The sequence below is a fragment of the Mesorhizobium sp. B2-7-2 genome (genome assembly GCF_006440775.1).
Classification (GTDB): Bacteria; Pseudomonadota; Alphaproteobacteria; order Rhizobiales; family Rhizobiaceae; genus Mesorhizobium.
The window spans coordinates 109322-136131 of sequence record NZ_VFTZ01000003.1 but is presented as its reverse complement, the minus strand read 5'-3'; the positions used below and the strand labels follow the sequence as shown (position 1 = coordinate 136131).

24 protein-coding genes and 1 pseudogene are annotated in these 26810 nt (G+C 61.0%); 9 read left to right on the top strand and 16 right to left on the bottom strand.

Annotated features, from left to right (window positions below):
* The first annotated feature begins 488 nt into the window (after positions 1 to 488).
* Entirely contained in the window at positions 489 to 1319 is an 831-nt protein-coding gene (locus tag FJ425_RS05545) for an alpha/beta hydrolase (RefSeq protein WP_140722216.1), read from the top strand.
* Positions 1320 to 1500: 181 nt separating this feature from the next.
* Here the strand turns inward: FJ425_RS05545 and FJ425_RS05540 are convergent, their stop codons facing one another.
* The 4 genes from FJ425_RS05540 to FJ425_RS05525 all read right to left on the bottom strand — a co-directional run bounded on the left by FJ425_RS05540 (position 1501) and on the right by FJ425_RS05525 (position 5733).
* The gene (locus FJ425_RS05540) at positions 1501 to 2271 is read right to left on the bottom strand and encodes an ATP-binding cassette domain-containing protein (RefSeq protein WP_140543283.1); all 771 of its coding nucleotides are present in this window, start codon (positions 2269 to 2271) and stop codon (positions 1501 to 1503) included.
* 2 nt (positions 2272 to 2273) lie between these two features.
* On the bottom strand, positions 2274 to 3350 hold the full coding sequence (locus FJ425_RS05535) for an ABC transporter permease (RefSeq protein ID WP_095768206.1): 1077 nt from the start codon (positions 3348 to 3350) through the stop codon (positions 2274 to 2276).
* A 181-nt stretch (positions 3351 to 3531) separates the two neighbouring features.
* Positions 3532 to 4473, bottom strand: a complete 942-nt coding sequence (locus FJ425_RS05530; protein ID WP_140543282.1) for a sugar ABC transporter substrate-binding protein — start codon at positions 4471 to 4473, stop codon at positions 3532 to 3534.
* 384 nt (positions 4474 to 4857) lie between these two features.
* Positions 4858 to 5733 (bottom strand): MurR/RpiR family transcriptional regulator, encoded by an 876-nt coding sequence (locus FJ425_RS05525; RefSeq protein WP_246677882.1) that lies wholly within the window; start codon positions 5731 to 5733, stop codon positions 4858 to 4860.
* A gap of 196 nt (positions 5734 to 5929) precedes the next feature.
* Between FJ425_RS05525 and iolD the strand changes: the two genes are divergently transcribed.
* From iolD to FJ425_RS05505, 4 genes are read left to right on the top strand one after another with little or no spacing between them, the layout of a single operon-like run.
* Positions 5930 to 7771: a 3D-(3,5/4)-trihydroxycyclohexane-1,2-dione acylhydrolase (decyclizing) gene (iolD, locus tag FJ425_RS05520; protein WP_140691808.1), complete on the top strand. Its 1842-nt coding sequence runs from the start codon at positions 5930 to 5932 to the stop codon at positions 7769 to 7771.
* 27 nt (positions 7772 to 7798) lie between these two features.
* On the top strand, positions 7799 to 9295 hold the full coding sequence (locus FJ425_RS05515) for a sugar ABC transporter ATP-binding protein (RefSeq protein WP_140691820.1): 1497 nt from the start codon (positions 7799 to 7801) through the stop codon (positions 9293 to 9295).
* A complete protein-coding gene (locus tag FJ425_RS05510; protein WP_246677881.1) occupies positions 9295 to 10299 on the top strand; it encodes an ABC transporter permease in 1005 nt (334 codons plus the stop codon). Before FJ425_RS05515 ends, FJ425_RS05510 begins: the two co-directional genes overlap by 1 nt.
* A 26-nt stretch (positions 10300 to 10325) precedes the next feature.
* The gene (locus FJ425_RS05505; RefSeq protein ID WP_181175809.1) at positions 10326 to 11285 is read left to right on the top strand and encodes a substrate-binding domain-containing protein; all 960 of its coding nucleotides are present in this window, start codon (positions 10326 to 10328) and stop codon (positions 11283 to 11285) included.
* A 437-nt stretch (positions 11286 to 11722) separates the two neighbouring features.
* Here the strand turns inward: FJ425_RS05505 and FJ425_RS05500 are convergent, their stop codons facing one another.
* The 6 genes from FJ425_RS05500 to FJ425_RS05475 are packed head-to-tail and all read right to left on the bottom strand — an operon-like array spanning position 11723 to position 18411.
* Entirely contained in the window at positions 11723 to 13123 is a 1401-nt protein-coding gene (locus tag FJ425_RS05500; protein ID WP_140691825.1) for an FAD-binding oxidoreductase, read from the bottom strand.
* 5 nt (positions 13124 to 13128) lie between these two features.
* Positions 13129 to 13947: an aldolase/citrate lyase family protein gene (locus FJ425_RS05495; protein ID WP_140691828.1), complete on the bottom strand. Its 819-nt coding sequence runs from the start codon at positions 13945 to 13947 to the stop codon at positions 13129 to 13131.
* Positions 13948 to 13964: 17 nt separating this feature from the next.
* Complete coding sequence (locus FJ425_RS05490) at positions 13965 to 14930, bottom strand: ABC transporter permease (RefSeq protein WP_246677880.1); 966 nt, start codon at positions 14928 to 14930, stop codon at positions 13965 to 13967.
* Positions 14927 to 15910: an ABC transporter permease gene (locus tag FJ425_RS05485; RefSeq protein WP_140691846.1), complete on the bottom strand. Its 984-nt coding sequence runs from the start codon at positions 15908 to 15910 to the stop codon at positions 14927 to 14929. The genes FJ425_RS05490 and FJ425_RS05485 overlap by 4 nt, the downstream gene beginning before the upstream one ends.
* Positions 15907 to 17370: a sugar ABC transporter ATP-binding protein gene (locus tag FJ425_RS05480; RefSeq protein WP_140691862.1), complete on the bottom strand. Its 1464-nt coding sequence runs from the start codon at positions 17368 to 17370 to the stop codon at positions 15907 to 15909. The genes FJ425_RS05485 and FJ425_RS05480 overlap by 4 nt, the downstream gene beginning before the upstream one ends.
* Positions 17371 to 17388: 18 nt before the next feature.
* Positions 17389 to 18411, bottom strand: coding sequence for an ABC transporter substrate-binding protein (locus tag FJ425_RS05475; RefSeq protein WP_140691878.1), 1023 nt, complete (start codon positions 18409 to 18411; stop codon positions 17389 to 17391).
* 156 nt (positions 18412 to 18567) lie between these two features.
* Here FJ425_RS05475 and FJ425_RS05470 point away from each other — a divergent pair, with 156 nt between their 5' ends.
* A complete protein-coding gene (locus tag FJ425_RS05470) occupies positions 18568 to 19470 on the top strand; it encodes an SMP-30/gluconolactonase/LRE family protein (RefSeq protein WP_140722214.1) in 903 nt (300 codons plus the stop codon).
* A gap of 91 nt (positions 19471 to 19561) precedes the next feature.
* On the opposite strand, the gene FJ425_RS05465 is transcribed toward FJ425_RS05470, so the two are convergent.
* The 3 genes from FJ425_RS05465 to FJ425_RS05455 form a co-directional block, all read right to left on the bottom strand.
* Complete coding sequence (locus tag FJ425_RS05465; RefSeq protein WP_181170675.1) at positions 19562 to 20290, bottom strand: GntR family transcriptional regulator; 729 nt, start codon at positions 20288 to 20290, stop codon at positions 19562 to 19564.
* Between the two features lie 265 nt (positions 20291 to 20555).
* Complete coding sequence (locus FJ425_RS31485; protein WP_181170676.1) at positions 20556 to 20834, bottom strand: hypothetical protein; 279 nt, start codon at positions 20832 to 20834, stop codon at positions 20556 to 20558.
* A 186-nt stretch (positions 20835 to 21020) separates the two neighbouring features.
* Positions 21021 to 21608, bottom strand: a complete 588-nt coding sequence (locus FJ425_RS05455) for a hypothetical protein (protein WP_140691894.1) — start codon at positions 21606 to 21608, stop codon at positions 21021 to 21023.
* 135 nt (positions 21609 to 21743) lie between these two features.
* Between FJ425_RS05455 and FJ425_RS31950 the strand changes: the two genes are divergently transcribed.
* A complete protein-coding gene (locus tag FJ425_RS31950) occupies positions 21744 to 21974 on the top strand; it encodes a transcriptional regulator (RefSeq protein WP_246677879.1) in 231 nt (76 codons plus the stop codon).
* Here FJ425_RS31950 and FJ425_RS05445 read toward each other — a convergent pair.
* Together FJ425_RS05445 and traA are read right to left on the bottom strand one after the other, a co-directional pair.
* Positions 21965 to 22168 carry an AlpA family phage regulatory protein gene (locus FJ425_RS05445; protein ID WP_140691900.1) on the bottom strand — a complete coding sequence of 68 codons (204 nt, stop codon included), beginning with the start codon at positions 22166 to 22168 and terminating at the stop codon, positions 21965 to 21967. The genes FJ425_RS31950 and FJ425_RS05445 overlap by 10 nt on opposite strands.
* A gap of 120 nt (positions 22169 to 22288) precedes the next feature.
* Positions 22289 to 25336, bottom strand: coding sequence for a Ti-type conjugative transfer relaxase TraA (traA, locus tag FJ425_RS05440; protein WP_140722212.1), 3048 nt, complete (start codon positions 25334 to 25336; stop codon positions 22289 to 22291).
* A 173-nt stretch (positions 25337 to 25509) separates the two neighbouring features.
* On the opposite strand from traA, the gene FJ425_RS05435 reads away from it, so the two are divergent.
* Positions 25510 to 25836: a conjugal transfer protein TraD gene (locus tag FJ425_RS05435; RefSeq protein WP_140692467.1), complete on the top strand. Its 327-nt coding sequence runs from the start codon at positions 25510 to 25512 to the stop codon at positions 25834 to 25836.
* 1 nt (position 25837) lies between these two features.
* Positions 25838 to 26086: a conjugal transfer protein TraD gene (locus tag FJ425_RS05430; RefSeq protein ID WP_140691906.1), complete on the top strand. Its 249-nt coding sequence runs from the start codon at positions 25838 to 25840 to the stop codon at positions 26084 to 26086.
* A 281-nt stretch (positions 26087 to 26367) separates the two neighbouring features.
* Here FJ425_RS05430 and FJ425_RS05425 read toward each other — a convergent pair.
* Positions 26368 to 26644: pseudogene (locus FJ425_RS05425) on the bottom strand (zincin-like metallopeptidase domain-containing protein); the annotation flags it as partial.
* Positions 26645 to 26810 lie beyond the last annotated feature (166 nt).

The window sequence follows — 26810 nt, the reverse complement described above, 5'->3', positions numbered from 1 at the left end:
AACCGGGTTCTTGCGGCATTACCTAGTCGCGGCGGAACAGGTGGCTGCGAATTTATGGACGTTACCCGAGTTGGCCTTGTGGATGGCCGTTTGACAATGGCAATCTCCCTAGACCGTCTTGCCGAGGAAGCTTGCATGATCCAAGCAGCACGGGGGGCCGCGGGCCGGCAACCAGACCAAAGTTCTCCCATTCGATATATTCACACCCGAGAATATCTGGACCTTGTGATTTCCATTACGGTCGACCCAGCGGATAAATTCAGACGCTTGGTACCCACCCGTTAGGTCTCCTAAGGGTGGTTTTCTGCCGTCCGCCCCACCGATCAGAACGAGCAAGGAGCGCCATGAAGGGGTCGTTTCGGTAGCCAAGTGTCTGATCCGCTTTGGAGCGGGCAGCATCGAGATTTGAGGCCAGCGGTCTCCAACTATAAGGTTGGCACCAGTTCGTAAGGACCTTGCTGTCCGGAAAATCCAGGGAAGAATATTGGATGTCGTGGAAACTCGATGAGAACGTGCAAACATCTGCGGGCACAGTCGCAACGGGTCGACTTGGTAGCGGTCCTGCACTCGTGCTGGCCCACGGCTGGCCGTGGTCTTCGTTTTCATGGCACCGGATTATTCCGGACCTTGCAAGCCGGTATCGTGTTCACTGGTACGACATGCCTGGATACGGCCGATCCGACAAAAACGCGGAGCAGCGCACGTCGCTCGATGTGCAGGGAAACATCTTCGCCGAGATGCTTTCTCATTGGGGGCTCGTGCGACCAATAGTCGTTGCGCATGACATGGGTGGGGCGACGACGCTGCGGGCACATTTGCTGCATGGCTGTGAATTCGATCGATATGTCCTGATGAATGTCGTCGCGATGCGCCCCTGGGGGTCGGAGTTCTTTGATCACCTCGGTCGCCACGTGGATGCCTTTCTGGGCCTACCTCCGCATATCCACAGAGCGGTCGTGGAGGCCTACATCAAGGGCGCGATGGTGAACAAGATCACTTCCAGGGACTTCGAAAAGCTTGTCGAGCCGTGGCTTTGCGAAGACGGGCGACAAAGCTTCTATCGGCAATTTGCGCAAGCCGACGAAAAGTACACCGCAGAAGTCGAACCAATGTTCGGGGATATTCGCTGTCGGGTAGAGATCATCTGGGGCGAGGACGATCCATGGATTCCGCTGGAGCGAGGCAAAGCGCTTCATGCGCTGATCCCGCAGGCATCGTTCGAAACACTGCCGGGCGTCGGCCATCTGCCTCAGCTTGAAGCTCCGGAACTGATGCTGGAGCGGCTGAACGCATTCTTATCACGCCGAGCCGAAGACTGATGAAGGGATCGAATCTCGGGTTGGACAGCAACTTTCCCTCGCTCTCTTCAACGTCCGCTTCGCGCTGGTTGCGTCTCATTTAAGGCCGGCTGGCGAACGCCCGGTAACGGGTCGAAAGCAGGCATTTAGCAGGGTATCAAGCGTCTGACTTTATCCACTAGTGATAGACGTCTTTCCATCCTCACGCGGCCTGCAGTTCCGCCTGGCCGGTCTTGGCGCCGGTGATGTAGGCGACGATGTCGTTGCCGTCGGTGTCCTGCTTGCGCAGGTTGGCGACGATCTTGCCGCGGCGGAAGACGACGATGCGGTCGACCAGATCGAACACCTGGCGCATGTTGTGGCTGACTAGGATCAGTGGCTCGCCGTTTTCCTTCAGCGTACGGATGATGTTTTCGACCTGCGCGGTTTCCTGCACGCCAAGCGCCGCCGTCGGCTCGTCCATGATGATCAGCTTGGAGGCGAAGGTCGCGGTCCTGGCAATCGCGACGCACTGGCGCTGGCCGCCGGACATATGGCGGATGGTGCTGGAGAGGTTGGGGATCTTCACCGCCGTGCGGATCAGCGCCGCCTCGGTCGCCTTGCGCATCGCCTTGCGGTCGAGGATCGAGAACGGCCCGAGGTTGAAGAGCACCTTCTCGCGGCCGAGGAACAGGTTCGACGGCACGTCGAGATCGTCGGCCAGCGCAAGGTTCTGGAACACGGTCTCGATGCCCGCCTCGCGCGCCTCGATCGGGCCGGCGAAGTTCACTTCCTTGCCGTCGAACCAGATCTTGCCGTCGGTGCGCTGCTCGACGCCGGTGATCTGGCGCACGAAGGTTGATTTGCCGGCGCCGTTGTCGCCCATGATGGCGACATGCTCGCCCTTGCGCAGCTCGAAATTCGCCTCCTGCAACGCGTGCACGCCGCCATAATGCTTGGTCAGGTTTTCGGTCTTCAGAACGATGTCGGACATGGTCAAGCTCCTATCGCGCGGCGGCGCTGGCGCCATTGATCGAGAACGACCGCGCCGACGATGATCACGCCCTTGACCATCTCCTGATAGTAGGCGTCGAGGCGCAGGAAGGTGAAGCCGGAAATGATGACGCCGAAGATCAGCGAGCCGATGACGGTGCCGATGATGGAGCCGCGGCCGCCCGACAGCGAAACGCCGCCGATGACCGCCATGGCGATGGCGTCGAGCTCGTACATGACGCCCATGCCGGCCTGTGCGGTAAGGTTCTTGGAGCAGAGCACCACGGCCGCAAGCGAGGCGAGGATGCCGGCGATGGCATAGACCAGCACCTTGTGATTGGCGATCTTGATGCCCGACATGCGCGCGGCATCCTCGTTGGAGCCGATCGCATAGCAATGCTTGCCATATTTCGTATAGCTCAGGATGAGCTGGAACAGGAGCGCCAGCGAGATGAAGATGACGACAGGCATCAGGCCCTTGCCGATGGCCGCGAAACTGTCGGTTGGGAACGAGATCGGCTGGCCCTTCGACCACCATTTGGCGATGCCGCGGGCGGTGACCATCATGCCGAGCGTGGCGATGAACGGCGGAATGCGGGTATAGGCGATCAACAGGCCGTTGATCAGGCCGGCGATGAGGCCGCAGCCGATCGCGACCAGCACCGGCACGATGACCGGCAGGTCGGTCCAGCCATAGTCGATGAACATCGCCTTGGGATTGGGATTGCCGTTGACGGTCGCAACCTGCGCGAAGCTCATGGCGATCATGGCGGTGGCGCCGACGATCGAGCCCGAGGACAGATCAATGCCGCCGCAGATGATGACCTGGGTGACGCCGATGGCGATGATGCCGACGATCGAGACCTGCAGGATGATGATCTGCAGGCGCTGCTCGTTGAAGAGGCCCGACACATTCTCGCGCGTGTTGAACAGGAAGCTGTCGCCGAGGAAAACGCGGCCGATCAGCTCGAAGGCGACGACGAGGATGACCAGCGCCAGGAACACGTTGAACTCGGCCGGCCATGGGCGCTTCTTGGCGTCATAGCTCAACCCGCCAATGCCATGCGATGTCTGTGACACGTCTTCTTCCTCCGAATGACCGCGCCCCGTTCTCCCGCCCGATCGGGCGGGAGAGGAACAGAGCGGCGCCGCTTCGCCAGCAGCCGATTTCAGCCAGTCCGATGCGTCGCAGCACCACTCCGCGGTTTGTCTTCACGCAATTCCGTACCGAAAACCGTTCCTGGAATTGCGCCGGCGCGCCTCAGTTCTTCTTCAAGAACTTGTCGATGTTCGCCGGAGTGACGAGCTGGAACGGGATATAGACCTTGTGTTCCACCTTTTCGCCCTTGGCGAGCTTCAGCGCCGCGTCGAGCGCGCCGGCGCCCTGGCCGGCAGCGTCCTGGAAGACCGTCACGTCGAGATCGCCTGCCTGCATCGCCGCCAAAGCGTCCTGCGTGGCGTCGACGCCGCCGACGACCACCGACTTCATGTCGATGTTGGCGGCCTTCATCGCCTGGATGGCGCCGATGGCGCTTTCGTCGTTGTTGGCGATGACGCCGTCGAACGCCTTGCCCGACGACAGCCAGTTGGTCATCAGGTTCTGCGCCTGGTCACGATCCCAGTTCGAGGTCTGCTTGTCGATGATCTTGATGAAGCTGCAGTCCGGCGTGGCGATGACTTCCTCGATGTCCTTGGTGCGCTGCACCGCGGCCTGATTCGAGAGCTCGCCCATGATCACGTAGACATTGGCTTCCTTCTTGCCGGCTTCCTTGAACAGGCGGCAGGCTTCCTTGGTCTCGAGCGTGCCGGATTCCGCCTCGTTCGACGCGACGAAAGCCTGGTTGTCCGGCAACTGGTCGACATTGACCGGCTGACGATTGACATAGACCAGCGGGATCTTGGCCGCGGCGGCCGCGTCCGACATTGCCTGGGTGGCCGAGGTGTCGACCGGATTGACGATGATGGCGTCGACGCCCGAGGCGGCGAAGTTCTTGATCTGGTCGAGCTGCTTGGCCACGTCGTTCTGCGCATCCTCGACCTGCAATTCGACACCGCTCATGCCCTTGGCCTGGGCGATCATGCCGTTGCGCAGCACGGTCAGGAAGTTGTCGTCGAACTTGGCCATCGAAACGCCGATCTTGGCGGCGAAGGCGGATGAGCACATCAGCGCCGAAAGCGCGACGCCCAAAAGCAGTTTCTTCATTTTATTCTCCTCCACTTGGTGTCCGGCTGCACCCATTTGAACCGGAATCCCCGGTTTGCCCGGGGAATCTCTCCGCCTCTCGTTCCGGTTCCTGACGCGCCCATTCCGACGTTGGAATGGCAAATGAAAGGGATTGCCCCGCACTGAAGCAGCGGCTTTCCCAAATCGATCCGCAACGATAATTGCAGAGCATCGATATTCTGCAACTGTCGATGAGTCAATTCGCCTTCAATTTTTTAATGAACAGTCCCGAATTGCATAATTCATTGCGAATGCAAACCGCAGGTCTGCCTGACCGGGTCAAATCACGCCGCCGTCGCCTGTATCCCCGCCACAGTGGAGAGGAAGAACGACAACTGGAAGCCAACCTGCGAAGTCGGAGCGCTATTGCCCCGTCACTATCGGGATGCGCGGGTCAATTCCGTTGTTCTGCAAGCGCGCTGCCAGCGCTACGGTTAGCGCCTGCGCAAGGCACATCGGGGCCGCAAGCGATCTTGAGAAAGTGTATTCGTGCTCGGGCACCGCAAAAAGCACGCGTGCGCTCTTCGCCAGCGGCGACAAGGTGCTGTCCGAAATCGCCACGATGGGGACGCCCCTGCTGGCAACCTCTTCCACGACATTCACGACCTCGTTTGCATAGAAGCGGAACGATACCGCGAAAAGCACATCCTGTGGGCGGATCACGCGAGCCATATGCGTGGCGAGCCCGCCGCCAGGGTCCAGCAATGTGCATCGCTTGCCCAGCATCGTCAGTATGTACCGCAGGAGTTCGACCACTGGCGCCGAGCGCAATTGCCCGATCAGATAGATGACGTCGGCTTTCTCCAGCAGGTTGACGGCTTCGGCCAAATCTTCCGGCGGGATGGCCGTGAGCATCTCCTGCAGCGAGGCGATGTCACGAACGACCAGATCGCGCATGAGACCGAACTCGCTGCGGTCGGTTCGCGCCCCAAGTTCCGTCTCCAGCGCCTTCACGCGCGCTTCAAAGCCGGGCGCCGCGGTGGACAATCGCTTCTGAAAAAGGGTTTGAAGATCCTTGAACCCCTCATACCCCAGTGCCTGGCCAAACCGCACGAAGCTCGATGCATGAACGCCACTGCTTTCCGCGATCGCGTTCACGGATCGCACCGCGACATCATTCGGGTTCTGCGTGAGATACAAGGCTATCTTCTGGTATGATTTGCTCATTTGCTCATACCGATCATGGATCACGCGGATGAGTTCCTCGTAGTCCTTTGGGGCTTTGACTTTCTCTTCCACGGTCGACATCCTTGCAATTTTCGTTGCATGATGGCTTGTTTGCGCTTGGTTTGCCAGCGGAGAATTCCACCTCGGAAACCGACGGACCGAGTTTGCGCCGCTTCTTCTGCAATGACACTTGCAAAGAAGTAAATTCTGCAATACGAATTGAAATTCGTCATTCGGCATGAGTTGCCGCGATGCCCGGAGGAGTCAAATGTCAGTGGTCCGTCTGACCATGGCGCAAGCCCTGGTCCGCTATCTTTGCAATCAGTTCACGATCGTCGACGGGAAGCGAGTTCCGCTCTTTCCGGGCGTCTTCGCCATCTTCGGACACGGCAATGTGACCTGTCTATCGGAAGCGCTGGAAGCGGTCCAGGATCGGTTGCCCACATGGCGCGGACAGAACGAGCAGTCGATGGCCCTCGCGGCAATCGGCTTCGCCAAAGCCAAACGCCGCCGCCAGATCATGGTGGCCGCGACCTCGATCGGCCCGGGCGCCCTGAACATGGTCACCGCCGCCGGTGTGGCCCATTCCAACCGACTGCCGGTGCTGCTGCTCTCCGGCGATACTTTCATCAATCGCCGCCCCGACCCAGTCATGCAGCAGGTCGAACACTTCGGCAATCCGACCATCAATGTCAACGACGCCTTCAAGGCCGTGACTCGCTATTGGGACCGCATTGTCCATCCCGAAGGCATAATCTCTTCGCTGCCCCAGGCGGTCGCCACCATGCTGGATCCGGCCGATTGCGGTCCGGCGTTCATCGCACTGCCGCAGGATGTGCAGGAGATGGCCTGGGATTATCCGGAAGAATTCTTCGCCGAAACCGTGCATGCGATTCCTCGCCCGCGACCCGACGCCGACCGGCTGGCAGAAGCAGTGAAGCTGTTGAAAGCAGCAAAGCGCCCGCTGATCATTTCCGGTGGCGGCACCCGCTACTCAGGCGCTGAGCAGGTATTGGCCGATCTTGCCCTCGTCCACGGCATTCCCTTGTGTGAGACGATCGCCGGCAAAAGCACCGTCAGCCATAATCATCCTGCTTATGTCGGGCCGATCGGCATCGTCGGCTCAACCTCGGCCAACGCACTGGCCGCCTCGGCAGACGTGATCGTCGCCGTGGGTACGCGCCTAATGGACTTCACCACCGGCTCCTGGAGCGCTTTCGCGCAAGACGCCAAGTTCATATCCATCAATGCAGCCCGATGGGACGCCACCAAACATCGAGCCCTGGCGGTGGTTGGCGATGCCTTGGCCTCGCTCAACGAGTTGGGAGCGGCGCTGGAGGAGTGGCAGGCGCCAAAGGAATGGACCGAGAAAGGCAGTGTCGAATTCGCCAAGTGGAACAAAGCGCTGGACGGATACCAGAAGCCGACCAATCAGCCCGTTCCCAGCTACGCCCAAGTCATCGGCATTGTGAATGCACGCGCTGGCGAGCGAGACCTGGTCATCACGGCCGCGGGCGGCCTGCCGGGCGAGGTCATGAAGAACTGGCGCGTCAAGGCGCCTAATACGTTCGACTGTGAATTCGGCTTCTCATGCATGGGTTACGAGATCGCCGCCGGCTGGGGAGCCGCCATGGCCGACCCGACGAGAACGCCGATCGTGATGGTCGGCGATGGCACCTACATGATGATGAACTCGGACATCTATTCGACCGTCCTGTCCGGCCACAAGATGATCGTCATCGTCTGTGACAACGGTGGATATGCGGTGATCAATCGCCTGCAGAATGCAAAGGGCGCTGCCTCCTTCAACAACCTGATCAAGGACTGCCGCGTGAAGGAGCCGTTCAGCGTCGATTTTGTGAAGCACGCCGAATCTATGGGCGCGCTGACCAGACGGGTCGACAGCCTCGCGGACCTCGCTCAGGCCGTCGATTGGGCCTTGGGAACGGATCGGACAACGGTCATCACGCTAGTATCCGATGGTTTCACCTGGACGCCCGGCGATGCCTGGTGGGATGTGGGTGTGCCCGAGGTAAGCACCAGGCCGCAGGTGCGGGAAGCGCATGCGGAACAGGCTCAAGCTCGCACGAAGCAGCGCGTAGGCGTCTGACTTCATCGCAATCCGAAGGTCAATCTCATGTCGGCGTTTGTCGAGTTGCGCGACGTCGCGAAGACGTATGGGCTGAATCCCGTTCTCGAGGATCTCACCCTGTCCGTCGATCGTGGAGAAATTCTTGCCCTCGTGGGCGAGAATGGCGCCGGGAAATCGACTTTGATGCGCATCGTTGGCGGCTATGTGCCGCCAACCGCAGGCACCGCCTTGATCGACGAACATCCCCTGCCCGCGACCGTTCAAGAGGCCGAAGATGCTGGGATCGTCCTTATCCACCAGGAATTCTGCCTCGCGCCGGACCTGACCGTCGGCGAGAATATTTTCATCGGTCGCGAGCCGCGTCGCCACCTTCTCGTCGACTATCCGAAGATACGCAGAGAGTCCCGCCTGCTTCTGGATGCGTTAGGCTCGTCTGCCGATCCCTGCGCCAAGCTTTCCAGCCTGCCCAACACCGAGTGGCAGATGGTGGAAGTGGCAAAGGCATTCGCGAGGAACCCGAAACTTCTGCTCATGGATGAACCGACCGCCGTGCTAGGCGCGCGTGAGGTGGAAGCCCTGTTCCGACGCATGCGGCAGTTCGTGTCGGAGGGAGGTTCCGTCATCTTCACGTCTCACCGTCTCGACGAGGTGAAGGCGATCGCCTCCAGAGTCGCGGTTCTGAGGGATGGGCGCATCCGGCACGTCGGACCGGCGTCGGATCTGACCGAAGACGAGATGGCGACGCTGATGGTCGGCCGCGAGCTCAGCCAGCTCTACCCGGCCAAGAGTGCGATGCCCGCCGGCGACGTCGTGCTCAGCGTCGAGGATCTGCACAGCCCGCCTCATGTCAGCGGCGTTAGCTTCCGACTGCGCCGCGGGGAAATCCTCGGAATTGCCGGGCTGGTCGGCTCCGGCCGGACCGAAGCGTTCGAAGCGCTAGCCGGCCTGAGACCTGCGCAATGCCGGAACTTCACCCTTGCCAATGCCGCGAGCGGACGCCTCCCCACCGCGCGCGAGGCTTGGGCCGCTGGCTTGGCCTACCTGACCGAAGATCGCAAGGGTAAGGGGCTTCTGCTGGATGCCGGCCTCGATGAGAACGTTTCCCTCACTGTCGGGGCGCTGAGAGGCCGGGCCTGGATCAACAGAGCGGAAGAACGCGGACGACTGGACCAGGCCGTTCGCGAGTTCGACATCCGGAGGAGCGCCCCCGATGCAATCGCGCGCTCGCTCAGCGGCGGCAACCAGCAGAAGGTCCTTATCGCCAAGACCCTCGCGAGCCGGCCGGACGTGGCCATCTTTGACGAACCCACGCGCGGCGTCGACATAGGCTCCAAGCAGCAGATTTACCGGGTCATCGCCGGGCTAGCCGCACAAGGCGCCGCTTGCGTGGTGATCTCTTCCGAGATGCAGGAAGTCATCGGCCTGGCACATCGTGTGCTGGTGATGCGCAAAGGCAGTGTCGCCGGCGAATTGACCGGCAATGATATCAACGAGAGCACCATCGTTCGCCTCGCCATGGGTCTGACCAAGGAGGCCGCATAATGAACGCCGCCGCTGCCGACATGCCACATCGTCCGTGGTTGGGCGCCACCAAGCGACTCAGCGCGCTCGGACCTATCCTGGCCTTATTGGCGCTGATCTCCATCGGCAGCTTGCTGAGCGACAGTTTCCTGTCGGCCGGCAATCTATCCAATCTGCTGACTCGCTCGGCAATCGTCGGCATCATCGCCATCGGCGCCACCTACGTCATCACCGCTGGTGGCCTCGACCTTTCCGTCGGATCGATGTCGGCGCTGATCGCCGGCCTGGTCATCATGGGCATGAACGCGGCAGGCTCGTCGCTTGGGGATAGCTGGCTGGTCGTGTTGATCGGCATAGTCCTGGCATTGGCGTTGGGCGTGGTTGCGGGCACGCTTAACGGCATCCTCGTCGTCAAGGGCGGCATCGACGCCTTCATCGTCACCTTGGGCACGATGGGCATCTTCCGCTCCGTCATCACCTGGCTTTCGGACGGCGGCTCGATCTCGCTTTCAAGCAGCCTCAAGGGGGTCGCGCGACCGCTCTACTATGGTTCTGTCGCCGGCGTCAGCTACCCGTTGATCGCCATGATTTTCCTAGCGGTGGGGGCGGAATTGGTCCTGCGCCGCGCCCGAATTGGCCGCCACGTCACCGCCATCGGTTCAAATCCGGAAGTCGCCAGATACTCGGCCATCCGGGTCCACCGCGTCCGAATCCTGACTTACGTATTCCAAGGGGTCTGCGTGGCCCTGGCCACGATGATCTACGTTCCGCGGCTCGGCGCCGCGACGCCATCAACCGGTCTCCTGTGGGAGCTTGAAGCCATTGCCGCCGTGATCATCGGCGGGACCGCGCTCAAAGGCGGCTTCGGGCGCATTTGGGGGTCGATCGTCGGGGTCCTGATCCTCGGCCTGATCGACAACATCCTGAACCTCACGGCGCTCGCCAGTCCATATCTCAACGGTGCGTTCCAGGGGATCATCATCATCATCGCCGTTTATCTGCAGAAGGGTCGCCGGGAGGTCTGACCCGCCATCCTAGAGAGGAGAACACCGTGGAGAAGAGAACATTCCTGAAGGGCGGAGCGATCGCGATCGCGCTCGGCGCCGTAGGCATGCCGAAAATATCTTTGGCGGCGGGTGGAAAAACGATTGGCATTTCCATTCCGGCGGCAACCCATGGCTGGACCGGCGGTCTCAACTTCCAGACCAAGCGTACCGTCGAGCAGATGAAGAAGGCCTTCCCGGACATCGAGTTCGTGGTCGCTGCAGCCAACGACGCTTCCAAGCAGGTCAACGACGTCGAGGATCTCGTTGCGCGCGGCATCGACGCGCTGGTGATCTTGCCATTTGAATCCGAGCCCCTAACCGAACCGGTGAAGCAGGCCAAGGCGCAAGGCGTCTTCATAACGACCGTCGATCGCGGCTTAGCGGAAGAAGGTATCGAGGATCTCTATGTCGGCGGCAACAACCCGCAATACGGCGTGATCGCGGGGCAGTATTTCAAAAAGAAGTTTCCAGACGGCGCCAAGATCGTGGTCATGCGCGGCATTCCGACCACCATCGACAATGTCCGCATCGATGCCTTCAAAAAAGAACTGGAGGGCTCGAAGGTTCAGATCCTCGACATGCAGTTCGCCAACTGGAACCCGGACAAGGGCTTCGAGGTGATGCAGGACTTCCTGCAGAAATTCGATGCCATCGACGGCGTGTGGGCGGGCGACGACGATGCCGCGCTCGGCGCCATGGAGGCAATCAAGCAGGCCAATAGGCCGAAACCGATCGTGGTTCTGGGCGGCTCCGGCATGAACAAAGTCGTCAAGATGGTCAAGGACGGCGGCGGCGCCGTCGACGCCGACATCTTCTATCCGCCAACCCTGATCATTCCGGCGATCGAGCTGACCACCATGCGCGCCGCGACGCAGGCACCGATTCGCGGGCGCTACATCCTGGACAGCCCCTTGATCACCAAGGACAATGCGGAAGAGTTCTATTTTCCCGATTCGCCCTACTGAAGCTCAAGATTCAGACCTTCAGACATTCATGAGCTGGCGCGGCAGCAGCGGCGCCAGTCTCGGTCAAACCGAGCGGCGCCGCCATCGCGCAACATCAGCGTTTGCCAGCTCGTCCCGGGTGGCATCCGACTGCCGCGTCGCCCAGAATGGCTTGTACAGCCAACCAGGTTGAGATTGATAGTGAGCCTTCAAACTCTGCCTGTAAGCCTCGTAAGTGGTAGCCATCCCTGCAGAGTGGTATTGGAGAGTACCACCATTCCCACAAATTCAATCGCGGGGCGGCGTGCGCAGTGCATACGCCGACGCAATGGCATTTGATAGATCTTGCGACGAGATCGGATCGAACGCCGTCGCAGAACAAGACTCAAGATTTTGCGACGTGGGTCAACGGAGCACCTTGTGCCCGACCCGGCAACTGGCGCGGGGCGGATAAGGGTTTACCCCATGTCGAAAACCTTGCCCGGATTGAGCACGCCGGCGGGATCTAGAGCGCGTTTTATCAAGCGCATTACCGCTATCTCTTCGGCGCTGCGGGTTAGCGCTAGGTGGGCTTTCTTGGTCAGCCCTATGCCATGCTCGGCGGAAATCGTTCCGCCATGTTTCTTGACGAGATTGTAGATCACTTCGTTGATCTGGTCGGCCGGCTGTTGGGCCAGAGCCGGGACATTTGCGATGATGTGCATGTTTCCGTCGGCTATGTGCCCATAGTAGTATGATCGGCAGCCATCGACATCACCAAGCAGGGCCGCGCGGCATTCGATGGCAAAGTGATCCATTGTCGCGACCGGCAGGCCGATATCGAAGGAGAGATGAGGCCCCAGCACCTTTTTGAATTCCCCGGCGGCATCACGCGTTTGCCAGAAGTCCTTCACGTCCGAAAGCGAGCTGGCGATTGCGGCGTCGGTGACCATGCCAGCCTCAATCGTTCCTTCGAGCGCTTCCTGAAAGCGGGCAGGATCATTCTCGGCATCGTTGCCCTGCGCCTCCAAAAGAACGGTGAATCGATGATTGCCTGGCACCGGATTACGCACGCCCGGTACTCGTCCGGTTGCGACGTCCCAATAGTCTTTCCACATGACTTCGAATGCCGAAAGCAGCGGGCCGAGATTACCCCTGACACTGGCCAGCAGACTGAGAACATGCTCGTAGCTGTCCAAAGCTACCATCGCGGCCATGATGCTTTTGGGTTTCGGGTGCAGGCGCAACACGACACGGGTGATTATGCCGAGCGTGCCCTCGCTGCCGATAAAAAGCTGTTTCAGGTCGTAGCCGGCATTGTTCTTGAGCATTTTGTTGAGGCTGCTGACAAGCGTCCCATCTGGCAACACCACTTCAATGCCAAGGACCAATTCACGCATCATGCCATAACGCAGAACCCGGTTGCCTCCGGCATTTGTCCCGAGATTGCCGCCGATCGTGCAGGACCCGCGCGACCCAAGGTCCAGCGCGAAGAAAAAACCGGCATCATCCGCCGCTTGCTGCACGACTTCCAGCGGTGTTCCGGCCCGAACGGTGATCGTCGAGGAGTTGCGATCGATCTCTTCGATACCCGTGAACCGCTCCAGCGAGATAACGACGGCCCCCTCGATCGGCCTGGCACCGCCGGCCAGACCCGTCAGTCCACCTTGAGGCACCACTGCCACGCGATGCGCATGACACAGTCGCATGGCGGTCGCCACGGCTTCGGGCGTCGTTGGACGGATCACGGCAAGCGGCCGCACGGAAAGCGCGCTCCAGTCTTGCTCGTTGCGGGTCGGGACGTCCTCGCCGATCAATGCACCCGAGCCGAGCGTGTCCTTGAGCGCATGAAGAAAGGCTTCTCGCGTTGCACGGTCCATTGTGTCTAATATCCGCTCTGGGCCTTAGATCTCGCGGGCTCGGACAGATCGCCGGTACGCTTGCCGCGTTGCACGCGCACGAGATCGGCGGCAGCGTCGCGCAGCAGGGTCACGTCGCTGGTGATGGGCAAAAGATTGTAGCCGGCAGCAAGCAGTTCATCCCAAGTTGCGCCGGCGCTCGGAACGGTGCCCAGCCAACGGTTCGATGCGCGAACCTGGCTTTCGGCCTGGGCGACCAGATCACGTACGTCCCGTTGATCGAGTTGCTCCAGTCTTCCAATCGATCCGGCAAGATCGTTGACGCCGACAAAGACCATGTCGATGCCCTCGACGACGGCAATTTCTCCGGCCTTTGCGGCGGCCGACGCGCTCTCGATCTGCACAATCAAGAGAAGATTCTCGTTGGCGATATGGATGTAGTCCTTCACCAGGCCATAGTTCGAAGCCCGCACCAGCGGCGCCGCATAGCCACGCGAACCATGCGGCGGATAATGGCAGGCGCGCACCGCCGCAGCGGCCTCGGCCTCGGTCTCGACCATTGGAACCATGACGCTGTCGACGCCGGCGTCGAGCACTCGCTTGAGCGTCACCGGATCGTTCCACGGCACCCGAACGATACAGCGTGTGCCGGTGTTTTCGGCGGCGCGCAGCATATGAACCAAGTCGTTGAGCTCGCCCTGGCCATGTTCGAGGTCGATAAGCAGAAAGTCGAAACCGGCATTGCCCATGATCTCGACTACGGTGGCGCTGCCGGTGGCAATCCAGGCCCCGAGCAATTGTTCCCCGGCGGCGAGACGCCTCTTCAATTCGTTTGGCTTGAACACGGTATTTCCTTTTTGGCTCAGCGTTCGGCCACCCGGCCGCCCGCTGCCGTAATGACGGCGATAATGACGAAACCCGTGGTGACCAGGCGGACGCTGGCATCGGCGCCGAACGTATTGAGCATGACCTGGAGCAGCACGAGGAACAGAGCTGCGCCCCACAGGCCTGGCAAGTTGGCGCGCCCGCCGGCGACCGAGGTGCCGCCGATGACGACGACGGCGATCGACATGAGTAGATACTCGTTGCCGATATCCGTGGAAGATCCGCGAAAATAGGCCGCCAGCAGAGCGCCGCTCAGGCCGCCGAGCGCGCTGCACAGCACGTAGGTGACGGCGCGGATGCGCTGGACCTTGATGCCGGCGAGCCACGCGGCACGCATATTTTGACCGATCGCCAGGACCGAGCGTCCGAAGATGGTCCTCCCAAGCACAATCGCCGCTATGATCGAAGCGACAATGATGACCAGTACGAACACCGGCAGGCCAAGCAAACGAAGATCGGTGAAGCCGGCAAATCCGGGCGGCGGCTTTACCTGAAGGCCGCGGCCATAGCTGATGTCTATCGATTGGACGATGAAGCTCGTCGACAGGGTGGCGATGATTGGTGGAATGCGCAGCGTGCGGATCAGCCCGTAGTTTATCAGGCCAATCAGCATGCCGCTGGCCAACGCCGCAACGATGCCGGCCGCGATCATGCTGTCCGACCCGTTCATCACCTTCATGGCGATGGCGCTGGCAAGGCCGATGTTGGCCGGCAGCGACAGATCGACATTGCCGGGGCCGAGCGACATGACAAACATCTGCCCCATGCCGACCACCACCGCGAAGGACGCCAGCGAAAGGGCCGCCACGACGATGCCGCCCGCGCCCGCGCCCCCGGTAATGAGGAGCGATGCGAGGAAGACGATTGCGGCACCGATGAAGGACCATATCCACGGCCTAGCCGGCAGCGTCCTGACGAATGCGTTCATTCGGAGCGCGTTCATTTGGGGCGCCTCTCGATCATGGCGCGCAGAGCCAGCACGACGATAAGAATCACGCCATTGGCGCCGGTCTGCCAGTCGGTCGGAATGTGCATGAAGGACAGGAGCGACGCGGACGCCAGCGTCAGCGTCAGCGCGCCGGCCACCGCTCCCATGGCGGACACGCGCCCGCCCATAAACTCGCCGCCGCCCAGGATGACGCCGGCGATGGCGAGCAGCGTATAGCCGGCGCCGATGTTCGCGTCGCCGGCGGTCGAAAGGCCTACCAGGGTCAGCGCCGACAGCACCCCGAACACGCCGGCAAGCGTGAAGGCGAGCACTTTGGCATGCAGGATCGACCAGCCGGCCCGGGCCACGGCCGCCTGGTTGCCGCCAATGCCGCGCAGGACGGCGCCGTAACTCGTTTTCATCAACGCAAGGTGGACCACCAGAGCAATGGCGGCGGCCGCGACAATGGGAAACGGAACAAAGGGCACATGAACCGCCATAAATGATTGCAGCCAGGCTGGCGCCTTGCCGCCAGGCTGCGGAAGGACCATCAGGGCCAGCCCCTGCCAGACGAAGGCCATGCCGAGCGTGACGACGATGGATGGCAGGTTGCGCAGATGGATCAGCGCGCCGATCGCCGCGTAGACAAAGACGGCTCCAGCGATGACGGCGATACCGAGAAGCGGCGTGTCGTGCAGCATCGTGACCGAAACCGATGCGATGAACGAAATGAAGAAGCCCGCCGAGAGATCCAGTTCGTTGACCGTGATGACGAACATTTGCGCGATCGTCGCCAGCGCGACCGGGATCGCCAGGCTGAGCATGAGGTTGAACCCCATGTAGCTGATGGCGCGCGGATTGAGCCAACCGATGGCGGCTAGCATCAGCGCCAGCGACACGAACGGCAAGGCCGTGCGTAGCAGCGTCGGGGACAGGTCGAACCACCGGGCCGGGCTGGTTCGATTGACTGGGCGAGCCGAGGCGGTAGAGCTCATGCGGCCTCTCCGAATGAGGACCGGATTACATTCTGCTCATTGACCTCATCGTGGTCGAGCGCGGCTACGATCTTGCCGTTGCGCAGCACATAGACACGATCGCAGTTCTCAAGTTCCTCGAACTCGGTCGTGTACCAGATGAACGTCCGGCCCTTTGCGGCTTCCTCCTGGATCAGGGCATAGACTTCGAGCTTGGTCGCGATGTCGACACCTCGCATCGGGTCGTCCATCAGGATGATCTGGGCATCCGACGCGAGTGCGCGCGCAAAAAGCGCCTTCTGCTGGTTGCCGCCTGATAGGGACAGGATCGAATTGCCGAGGTCGGGCGTGCGTATGCCGAGGCGCTGCCGCCAGGTCTCACCCATCGCCCGCTGCTTCTCCTGGGAGATCAGCGCGTAGGAACTCAGCGCCGACAGCGAACGAACAGCGATGTTCTCGAGCACGGACCATAACGGAAACACGCCGTCCGTCTGCCGGTCGCCTGCGACCACCGCCACGGTGGCCGTGACGTCCACCCCCCGATCGCGCCGGCTCGCCGCTTGGAATATCCGAACCAACAGATTGCTTTGTCCGTGCGCTGCCAGACCGGAGAGACCGATGATCTCACCCGCCTTGGCGTCGAGATCGTTGCCGGCGGCACCATGCTTCTTGTGAACGGCGACACGCAGCGGAGCATCGCCCCGCCGCTGCTTCGCCACTGAATTCTGGCGGGCGCTGACGATGCCGACCATTGCCGCGACGAGTTTCTCGCGATCGAAATCGATCGTCGCCCCGGTGACGGCAACCTTGCCGTCGCGCATCACAACGATGCGGTCTGTCGAAGCCAGGACCTCGTTGAGAAGGTGCGAGATGAAGATGCAGCTGACCCCGGTCGCCACCGCGCGGCGGACATAGGCGAGAAGCTGCGCGGAAGCATGGCTGTCGAGCGACGAAGTCGGCTCGTCGAGGATAACCAGCCTGATAGGGTCGACGCTTTGCGTAAACACGCGGGCGACTTCCACCATCTGCCGCCGGCCGATGGAGAGATCGCCAACGATCTGGTCGCCCCGGATACCATGTCCGGGGAAAATATCGTCGAGCTTGGCGACAATCAGCGCGTCGGCGCGACGCAGCGATCCCCAGCCGGTCAGCGAAGGATGGCTTATGCGCGCGTTTTCCGCGACCGTTAGATTGGGACAAAGAGACAGTTCCTGGAAGACACAGCGCACGCCAAGTTTGTGGGCGAGCACAACGGAATGTTCGGTTAAATCCTGGCCGGCGATGGTTCGACGGCCTGCGTCCGTCCCTATCGTGCCGGCAATTGCGTTCACCAAAGTGGACTTGCCGGCGCCATTGTGGCCGACCAAACCGACGCACTCGCCAGCGTCGACAACGAAGTCGACGCCGTTGAGCGCCTTGACGTTGCCATAGGCTTTGGCGACCGCCGAAAAAGCGACGATCGAGGTTTTCCCGGCGGTCATCCCTACGGCTCCTGAAGTCTATTTCTTGGCCGCGGCGATAGCCTTGACCACGTCATCCTGCGAATATTCGACATTGGCGACACCGCCGTCCGGCGTCGCGGCGATCTGGGCATCCAGGGACGACTTGTCGACGAACAGGATGTCCATCGGCACTTCCTTGGGGACGTCCTTGCCGTCGAGGACCTGTTGAGCCACCCAGAAGGCGAATGTCGCCATGCCCGGAGCCTCCGAAGCCGACCATGTATCGTAGTTGCCGTTGGTCTTGATCTGCTCCTTCCACCAGACCAGTTCGTCCTTGCGATTGCCGAGCATAATTATGGGAAGCGGCCGGCCGGCCGAACGGAACGCCTCGGCCGTGCCGTAGCCGTCGCCACCCTGGTCGATGATGCCGGCGATGTCAGGCAGGGAAGGCAATACGCCGGTTACAGCCTTCTGGGCGGTCGTCTGATCCCAGTCGCCGTGAACGGTGCTGACGATCTTGAGGTTGGGGTGCTTTTCGATCTCGCGCAGCACGCCCTTGGTGATGTCGTCGTCGATGCTGGTTCCCGCCACACCGCGGATGTAGAGAATGTTCCCGCCATTCGGCAGGCGCTTGGCCATCTGCCGGACCTGCTCGGCGCCGTAGGTCTCGGCGAGGTCGACGGTCACCTTGTAGGCACATGGCTCGGTCACGAGCCCGTCGAAGGCGACGACGATGATGCCGGCATCGCAAGCCTGCTTGACGGAGCCGTTGAGAGCGTCTGGCGACAGGGCGTTCAGCACGATGGCGTCGTAGCCCTGCAAGATCAGGTTCTGAATCTGTGCTGCCTGCTGCGGCGCTTCCTTGGCGGCCGTTGTGAAGGCGTCGGCGGCGCCGATGACCTTGTCGGCAACGGCCTTGTCGCCGATCTTCTTCCAGCTTTCGAGCATGCTCTGACGCCAGGAATTGCCGGCGTAACCATTGGAAAGCGCGATCTTCTTGCCGGACGTATCGGCAAGCGCCGGACCGACCAAGCATGAGGAAAGCACCGCTGCGGAAAGCAGCGCTGTGAGATGGTTCATAAATTCCTCCCAAAAAAAGAGATTGAACGATTCACCCGGGTCTGCATCGCCGCCTCGCCAGGGCAGCCGGCGCCGTATCTGAGGTACAGTATGTCAGTTGAGTTGACAAGAGGGCGGTTAATGCGGCATCTCGTATTCAATGCAGGAGCGCACTCGATGGATCGCGAGACTGTCTTTGAAATTCTAGATCCCCGCTTCGCCCGGCTGTTCATCGGAACGGCCAGGCTCGATATGCTGTTCAGCGACTGCCGATGGGCGGAGGGCCCGGCCTATTTTCCGGCTGGCCGCTACTTGGTCTGGTCTGACATCCCGAACGATCGCATGCTCCGTTATGACGAATGCAACGGCCAGGTCTCGGTGTTTCGACACCCTTCTGGTCATTCCAATGGCAATACGGTCGACCGGGCTGGGCGTCTGGTCACATGTGAGCATGGCGGGCGGCGGGTCTCCCGCACCGAGGTCGACGGCACGGTCATCACTCTCGCCGATCGCTTCGAAGGCAAGCGGCTGAACAGTCCCAACGATGTCGTCGAGAGGTCCGACGGGAGCCTGTGGTTCACCGACCCGACCTACGGGATCGATTCCGACTATGAGGGCAACAAAGGAGAAAGCGAACAGGCCGGCAACTTCGTCTATCGCCTCGATCCTGAGACGGGCAGCCTGAGCGTCGTGGCGGACGATTTCGTCCAGCCCAATGGAATAGCATTCTCCCCAGACGAAAAGACCCTCTATATTGTCGATACCGGCGCCTCACATCGCACGGATGGACCGCGCCATATTCGCAAATTCGCGGTCCTAGATGAGAAACTCATTGACGGCGGCGTATTCGCCGAAGCCACAAGCGGATTTTTCGATGGGCTGAGGCTCGATACCGATGGTCGCATATGGACGAGCGCAGGAGACAGTGTCCATTGTTATACACCGGTCGGTAAAATCAAAGTGCCGGAAGTCGTAGCCAATGTTTGTTTCGGGGGTCCGAAGCGGAATTACCTGTACATTTGCGGAACGACATCCCTCTACGGGGTGAGACTGCCGGTCACAGGTGCCAAGACATTCTAGAGCCCTGGCCACTCAAGTCGAACGGCGCCAACGTCCATTTCAGCGCTTGAGAATGAACCCGAGATGCCTTCTATTTATTACCCGGGACGCGCTAACTGCTGAAGCGGCCGAGACCGGCAGGAACGCGGACGGCTGCGGCCGGCGGCTTTATCAGCCCTTCCTGCATTGCCTCAATGTAGGACTTACGCGTCGACAGGATGTGATCCGTCAGCACAGCATCGATCGCCAGGATATCGCCATTCTTGAACGCCTCCACGATCTCCCTGTGGTGGACATAGGAGCGATCCTGCGCGCCCGCGATCGGCACCGAAAGGTGCGTTCTCAGCGTCGCGATCTGGCCGGCAACCTGCTCGAAGCCTTCCTGAAGGTAACGGTTGCGGCAGTTGCGGATGAACGCTTCGTGAAACACGGTATCGGCCCGTGAATATGCGACAGGATCGCCATCCGCCCGCGCCCTGTCCATCATGTCAAGCGCGCGTTCGAGCTGCATTGTGGTTTCGTCACGATGTCTCGCCATAGCAAAGGATATGGCACGGCTTTCCAACACGATCCGGTACTCGCACAGGTCGATGATGTCCTGTTCGGTGGGAAAGAAGACGTAAGTACCCCGCTGCGGAATGATGTTGACCATTCCCTGCTGTTGCAGGATCGTCAGCGCCTCTCGGATCGGCGTCCGGCTGACGCCGAGCATCGAGGCGAGGCCCGCTTCGGACAACTCGCTGCCAAGCGCAAGTTCTGCATCGATGATTGCTTGTCGCAGGCGCTCAACAACAGTCGCAACCAGCGACCTTGGGCGATCGATCGTTATGCCATTGGACAAGTCATGGTACCCTTGCGTTTGTCTCAAAGGTACCACATCTTCTCGTGGCCACTCAATCCACAGCGGACCCGATTGAGAACCGTCACGCTCCGAATCTCGGCTCCGGTACGCCGGTGTCGTGCTCACGCGCCTTATCCATGAGCTGAAGTAAGTCGTCACGGCCCAGGACGGAGCCGACGGAGCGGGCTCGGTCACCGAAGGTCGCGACAACTTTCTCACGGTCTGCATATGTTTGGCACAAGCGAGTTGATCGTCGATCGATCGCTCATTCTGGAGGTCGGTTGAGAAGCGTGCGTAGATCGCGGTCCGATTCATGGGGAATTTTCTCGGCCTGTTCACGCGCATGGTCTTCGCGGGCCGCTTGGCGAGCGAGAGCGCCTGCAAGGCGCAGAATCGCCCGATGGGGTGCCTCACGCAAGACCCGCTTGCCGGACTTCACCACCATTGCAGGAACAGCTTGCAACGGGGCAAAAATAGTGGGGGGCATGATACCCGAACGATAGCAGCAGTCGGCAGGATGGCTGCCGGCCATCAAGTATGCCAAGAAAACGTGGCTCCTCCATGTCTCGCAAGATGTGCTCATGCGCGAGACGAGGGAATTCGTCGCAATGGGCGCTCGCAGAAATGGATAGGAAAGCGTGCTATTGGGACATACTTCGGCCTGATCCGCTACTCTGGCTCAAACGTGTCATGACGAAAAGCGCGGCTAGCACGGTGGATAGAAGCATTTCTATCCTGAGCTGATGTCAACAACAGCCGCATCCCCCAAGCGCAGAGTAGAGGTCCGCTTTTCCAGGCCGACCAGATTCGTCGCTATCTCCTGATAAAGCCTACAGTCCGCTTGGACGAGGGTTCGCTCAGGCCGTTCAAGCGGCAGGCTGCCGGCGATTTCCTTCAAGTCATTAAGGACAGACGCGATATGCGGCCAGGGGAAGTCTGTCGGATCGTCAATGTCGCGATCCGCGCCAACAATGATTTCGAGCTTGGCGACGATGCCAAGAAGCGACCGCGCCCGTATCTGAGGTAGCTTGTCCTGGAGCTTCAAGGCTGCAGTCGTGGCCTCGACTTCCGCTTGGCAAGCGATCGAATAGCCGACCTTCTCATCTATCGCTTCGTGGTCTGAGGCGTCGAGAACGCGCCTCTCTAGGCGCTGCTGACGTCGGCAAAGCACGTGCGAAACGTGCTGTGCCCGCAACCAGCCTCGTAGCAGCAGAATCGCGGCTTCATCGTCGAAACTTCCAGACACGCCTGCGGTCTGCCGTTGCCCTCGCCCGTGCGTGACGGAAGGCAAAGACGTGCTATTGTCGGAATCAGCCATGATCCGAGCTCCTCAACAGCTTTGGCGTGGCCAGGCCGGATTGGTGTTGCATCACCCATCCGGCCGCCAAGTGAAACCGAGACTACACACAGTGCATTATCTAAGCAACCAAAATCACCATAAAATGGTGATTTTATGAATCGGGTGCAGTGCCGCATGGCTCGAGCTGCATTAGGATGGGGTGTTTTAGACCTCTCAAAAGAAGCCAGAGTATCAACCCAGACGATTGTTCGCTTCGAAAGAGGCGAGGCGTTGAAGCAATCGACTGTGGATCTGATACGAAGCACGTTCGAAAGCGCCGGCATTGAATTCATTCCAGAGAATGGCGGCGGCCCTGGCGTTCGTCTGTCTCGCAATCAGAACTGACGCTCTTTTCGCCATGCAACAGGATCGGCGATCCATCGATTGACATCGGATTCCCGCCAGCCCGCCCCGTTGATGCTTATCTTGATCTGAGGGGGGAACGTGCCTTCGGCGATCTTGCGATAGATGGTCGAGCGGGACAGGCCGGTTCGGGCAAGGACGGTTCTGAGACGTACAATACGATCTGGCTCGGGCATAGCTTGCCTGCTCCTTGGTGGCATCTGCTGGAACCAGACAGGACGGCTAGCGAGGGAACGCAACAAGGTTCGTCGTCTCGTCCGTGGATGGCGTATAAACGGCGGCGGATTGGCCAGGTGTCACAGCCCGATGCCCCGTCCCATGCTGATGCCGTGGTTGAACATCAGTTCCACACCCAGGCGCCGGCCGGATTCAACCTGAATGCCGAGCGCCTTCTTATGATTGGCGAGCAGGGATTCCAGTTGCGGATCGCGTTCGAGGCTTTTGGCCATGTCGGACATTGCCGTGCGCGTTGACTTGTAGCCCGACATGTCGCCTGCCTGGAATTGGCCCCGGCTCGTGCGATCCAGCTTTTGCCAACGCTCCACGAAACGATCTGCGCGGCGGCTCGGATCGTTGTCTAGTCCGGTGCGGATTTCCGTTTCGAGTTGGAGAGCAAGGACAATGCGGTTGACCCGGCCGGCCGCCGTTTCACGAACCAGCTCGGGATTCTTGACGTAAGCCGCTTCGGCATCGCGCCAGCCATGCGGTCGAACCTTCTCGAAAGCGATGCGCGCATCTCTCAATTCGCGTATCTGCTCGGGAGTCCCCTGCTCGTCCGCATGGCCGCCGACCGTAACAGCGTCGAGTGCGCGCGCGTGGCGCACAAGCGCCTTCGTGCGGGCGCTACGCAACGCCGCTTCCGGGTCCATCGGCGCATTCGTTTCGCGCTGCATGCCCCTCGAGGAAGCTTCTCTTCCGGGCGCGGCGCCGGCATCGCCGTTTCGCTTTCCATCGTCTCCTCTTTCCGGGCTGCGCCCACGGTCTTGGCTAGACTCGGCGTCTACGGGCGAGCGCAACCCGTCGAGCAGCCCGCCGATCCTGTCGCGAAGCTTCTCAGGAACGATGCGGCGCACGATCTCGACCACACGCTGTCGGAAGCTGATCCCACGCCGTTCGGCATAGGTCTGCGCCGGGTCGACCTGGTCGTAATCCGACGCCATGTCGTTGGCGCGGTTGCGTGACAGCGTACGGACAAGCCGCTCGCGGGTGGCGAAGTCGTCGCTGCCGTAGTGCATGTCCATCCCGTCGCGATGCCGCGACAGGGCGACATAGCCGCCATGCGCATCCATACCTGGCGTCGCCAGCACATGCGTGCGGTCGACGGTCATTCCCTGGGCTTTATGAATGGTCGCGGCATAACCGTGGTCGATGTGAGTATAGTCTTTCAGGTCAAAGCGCACGGACCTGCCGCCATCGGTGCGCACGGCCATGTTCTGTGTGCTGACCTCTTCAATCACACCGAGCGTGCCGTTCTTGACGCCGAGTCCGCGCTCGTTGCGCAGGAACATGACGCGGTCGCCGCTTGCAAAATTCCTTGCACCGCGTTCCACATCCAGCTGAACATCGTCGCCGAGTTCGCCAGCACGGCGCATGCGCTCGCGCGCTGCCTTGTTAAGCGCGCGCACCTCGTCGTTTGTGTGGGTGAGAATGATCCGGCTCGCATCTGGCTCTGCCTGTCTGTCGCGGTCCCAGCGCTCGACAAGATCGCTGCGCGCCTCATCGCGCGACGCAGCCTTGTGCACCATGCCTTGTTCGTCATAAGCGCTGATCGCAGCCCAGATCCTGCCGGTTGCAAGATCGCGCGTGGCGTCGCGCTGCCAGTCGTCGCGCTGCCGGCGCACTTGGCCGATTTCGACGCCGCCATGGCGTTCGTGAATCGAACGGAACGCAGCACCCGCCTCGATCGCCTGCAACTGCTGTGGATCGCCCACCAACACGACCTTTGCACCGGCTTCCGCGGCGTGGGAGAGCACGCGCTCCAATTGGCGCGTGCCGACCATGCCGGCTTCGTCAATCACCAGGACATCACGCGCGGTGAGCAGATCGCGCCCCTGTTCCCAGCTATGTTCCAAGCTGGCGATGGTGCGAGACGAGATGCCTGATCCGCTTTCGAGATTCTCGGCCGCAATTCCGGAGAGTGCCGCGCCTCTAACCTCGTAGCCTGCTCCTGCCCAAGCCTCACGCGCCACGCCCAGCATCGCGCTCTTGCCGGTGCCGGCAAAACCAACAACGATACCAAGACCGCGGACATTCGTGATGTGATCCAGTGCATCGGTCTGCTCGTCAGAGAGAACAAGGCCACGATGCTTGGCATCCGCCAACGCCGTCGCACGATCCCGGTCACTCACCGCATGCTGTCTCTGCCCAGCCATGCGTTCTGCCGCGCGATGAAGGCGCTGTTCGCTATGGATCATTTGCCGCGTGGTGAAGCGGTCTTCGCCGCGTCCATCCTTGCCGAGCTCGACCAGATCGGGCGCATTGCTAATGGCCGCCACGACCGCGTTGAACTGCTCCATTCCATCGCTGTGGCGATGCGAGAACTTGGCAATGTCCTTTCGGGTGAAGGTCGATTGCTGATGGGTGATGGCGTCCAGCGCCACGGATGGGTCGGCTATGATGCGCGCGCCATTGTTGCGCGCGATCTCGCGGTGCAGTTCGGCGCGATCTGCTTCAATGCCGGCAGCATCAAGGCCGTTGCCCTCGATGCGTTGAGCCGGTGCACCAATCTGGGTTTGCGGCTCCAGAGCAATGCCCTGCGCTTCCAGACTGCGATGATCGATGCGGGCGTCGATGTCGAGTTCGGCCAGGCGCTCATTGGCAAGCTCGGCCCAGCGCTCGCGCCAGCGCTCGACAAGCTCGGTCTGGTTCCAGTCTCGGACCTTCGCGCCAAAGCCGTTCGCGTCCACGGACCGCATGGTGAGCATGACATGGGCATGCGGCTTGGGACTGCCATCCTCCGCCCTGTCCCAATGCACATTGAGATCGACGACCATGCCCCGACTGACAAACTCGGCCTGCACGAAGTCGCGGGCCAGTTCGATGCCTTGTGCCTGGCTCAGTTCGCGTGGAAGGGCAAACTCCACCTCCCGGGCAAGCTGGGCATCCTTGCGGACCTCAAAGGCTTCGACATCGTTCCACAGCCGTTCGCGGTCGCTCCAGGCTACCGGCGCATTCTCCGGCAGCAGAACCTCGGAATGGACAACGCCGCGCTTGGCCGAGAAGTCGTGGTTTCGATCAATGCGCTCGTCACGCAGCCGCGAGGCAGAGCGGTAGGCCGCCGACGCTACGGCACTGCTCCCGGCCTTGCGGCCAATGACCTTGACGTGAAGATGATAGATCGCCATCGCGACCAGATCATTTGCACGGCAAAGCGCACGTCGGAACGACGTATAAGCGCGCCCTCCCTCGAAAAAATCTCGGGATGGACCAGCCCGTCCCGGGCTGTCTCGGCAACCCTGAAGCCTTCCGGCGGACGCTCGCCTATCATCGCCACATCGACAATCAACGGAGACAGCACATGCGCAAACCACGGGAGTTCGACGCGGAACTGAAGGCGCTGGAAGACAAAGCGCGAGAACTCAAAACGCGCAAGGTGCAGCAACTTGGCGAACTGGTGATCGCCACCGGCGCCGATCAACTCAGCACCGACGAACTGGCCGGGGCGCTGGTCGCAATCGCCGAAACGAAAGAGACTGCAAAGCGTGAGGCATGGGCCGAGCGTGGGGTGAAGTTTTTCGAGAGCCGGTCCCGGCGAACTGCTCCGGCATCTGGAAGCAACCGGCGCAGCGCTCCAGGGCACCAAGGCAGCCCGCAATCGCCGGCGGGCGGCACGGGCTCGGCATGACATGCGCACCTGGCAGGTCGAGCGCCGCAAGCGCACCCAACATCTGATCGAACTCGGCGGTCTCGTCGTCAAGGCAGGCATCGTCGAACTAACGAATGACGATCGCGCCGTGATCTACGGCGCGCTACTGTGGATCGCCACCAAGCTGCAGAGCCATGAAGGCGAGCACGCGCGCGACCTCTGGGTTGCGAAGGGGAAGCAGGCGTTCAATGCGGAAAGGCATGAAGGGGGAAAGGATCAGCGAACTTAGCGGCGCTTGCGCTACGCCGCGGCCTCGATGTCAAATATCTCGAACCGGACTGAAGGAAAGCAAGACCTGCACTTGTTGCTGCGCCCCTGGTGGAAGAGCTGAGGTCGGCGGAGCCTTGCGAAAGCTACCTGTTCCAGGTCTCAGGCCGTCGAGTAACAAACTTCGGAGATCACTGAAACAACTGATAACCCACCTTGGCAGGGCGCCCACCCGGTCCAGGGCAGCGCAGCGCGGCCGGATTGAGCAGACCCCGTCGCGCCGTTGCCCGGCAGACCAGAGCATTACGCAGCCAAGCCCTTGGCCTTCGCCTGTGCATGCAGAAACGCCACCGCGCGCCCGGCATGTGATGCAGCGGTGAATATCGCCCGCGTGTCGTCCTTCAAGACCTTCAGCCAGCTTGCGACATAAGCTGCATGATCATCGCGCGTCTTGGGGGTAAGCTGGAGATCGGCGCACAGAAAGGCCGCGCCAAGTTCCGCCACCAGCTCTTCCAGGGCCCTCATCGCCAAAGCGCTTGCGGCCTAACTCCCGGTCAAGGCGCTTGGGATGTTTCGTCCATGGCCATTATGCCGATATCGGCATAAGGGGCATTATGCCGTAACTCGGATTATGCTGCATGCCTGATTTTGGCCACTGTTGAGCTAGCGTTCAGCGATGCGACAGTTCGGCATAATCAGAGCGGTTCGAGGGGGGCGAGTATGGATGTTTTGCGAAGGTCTGGTTA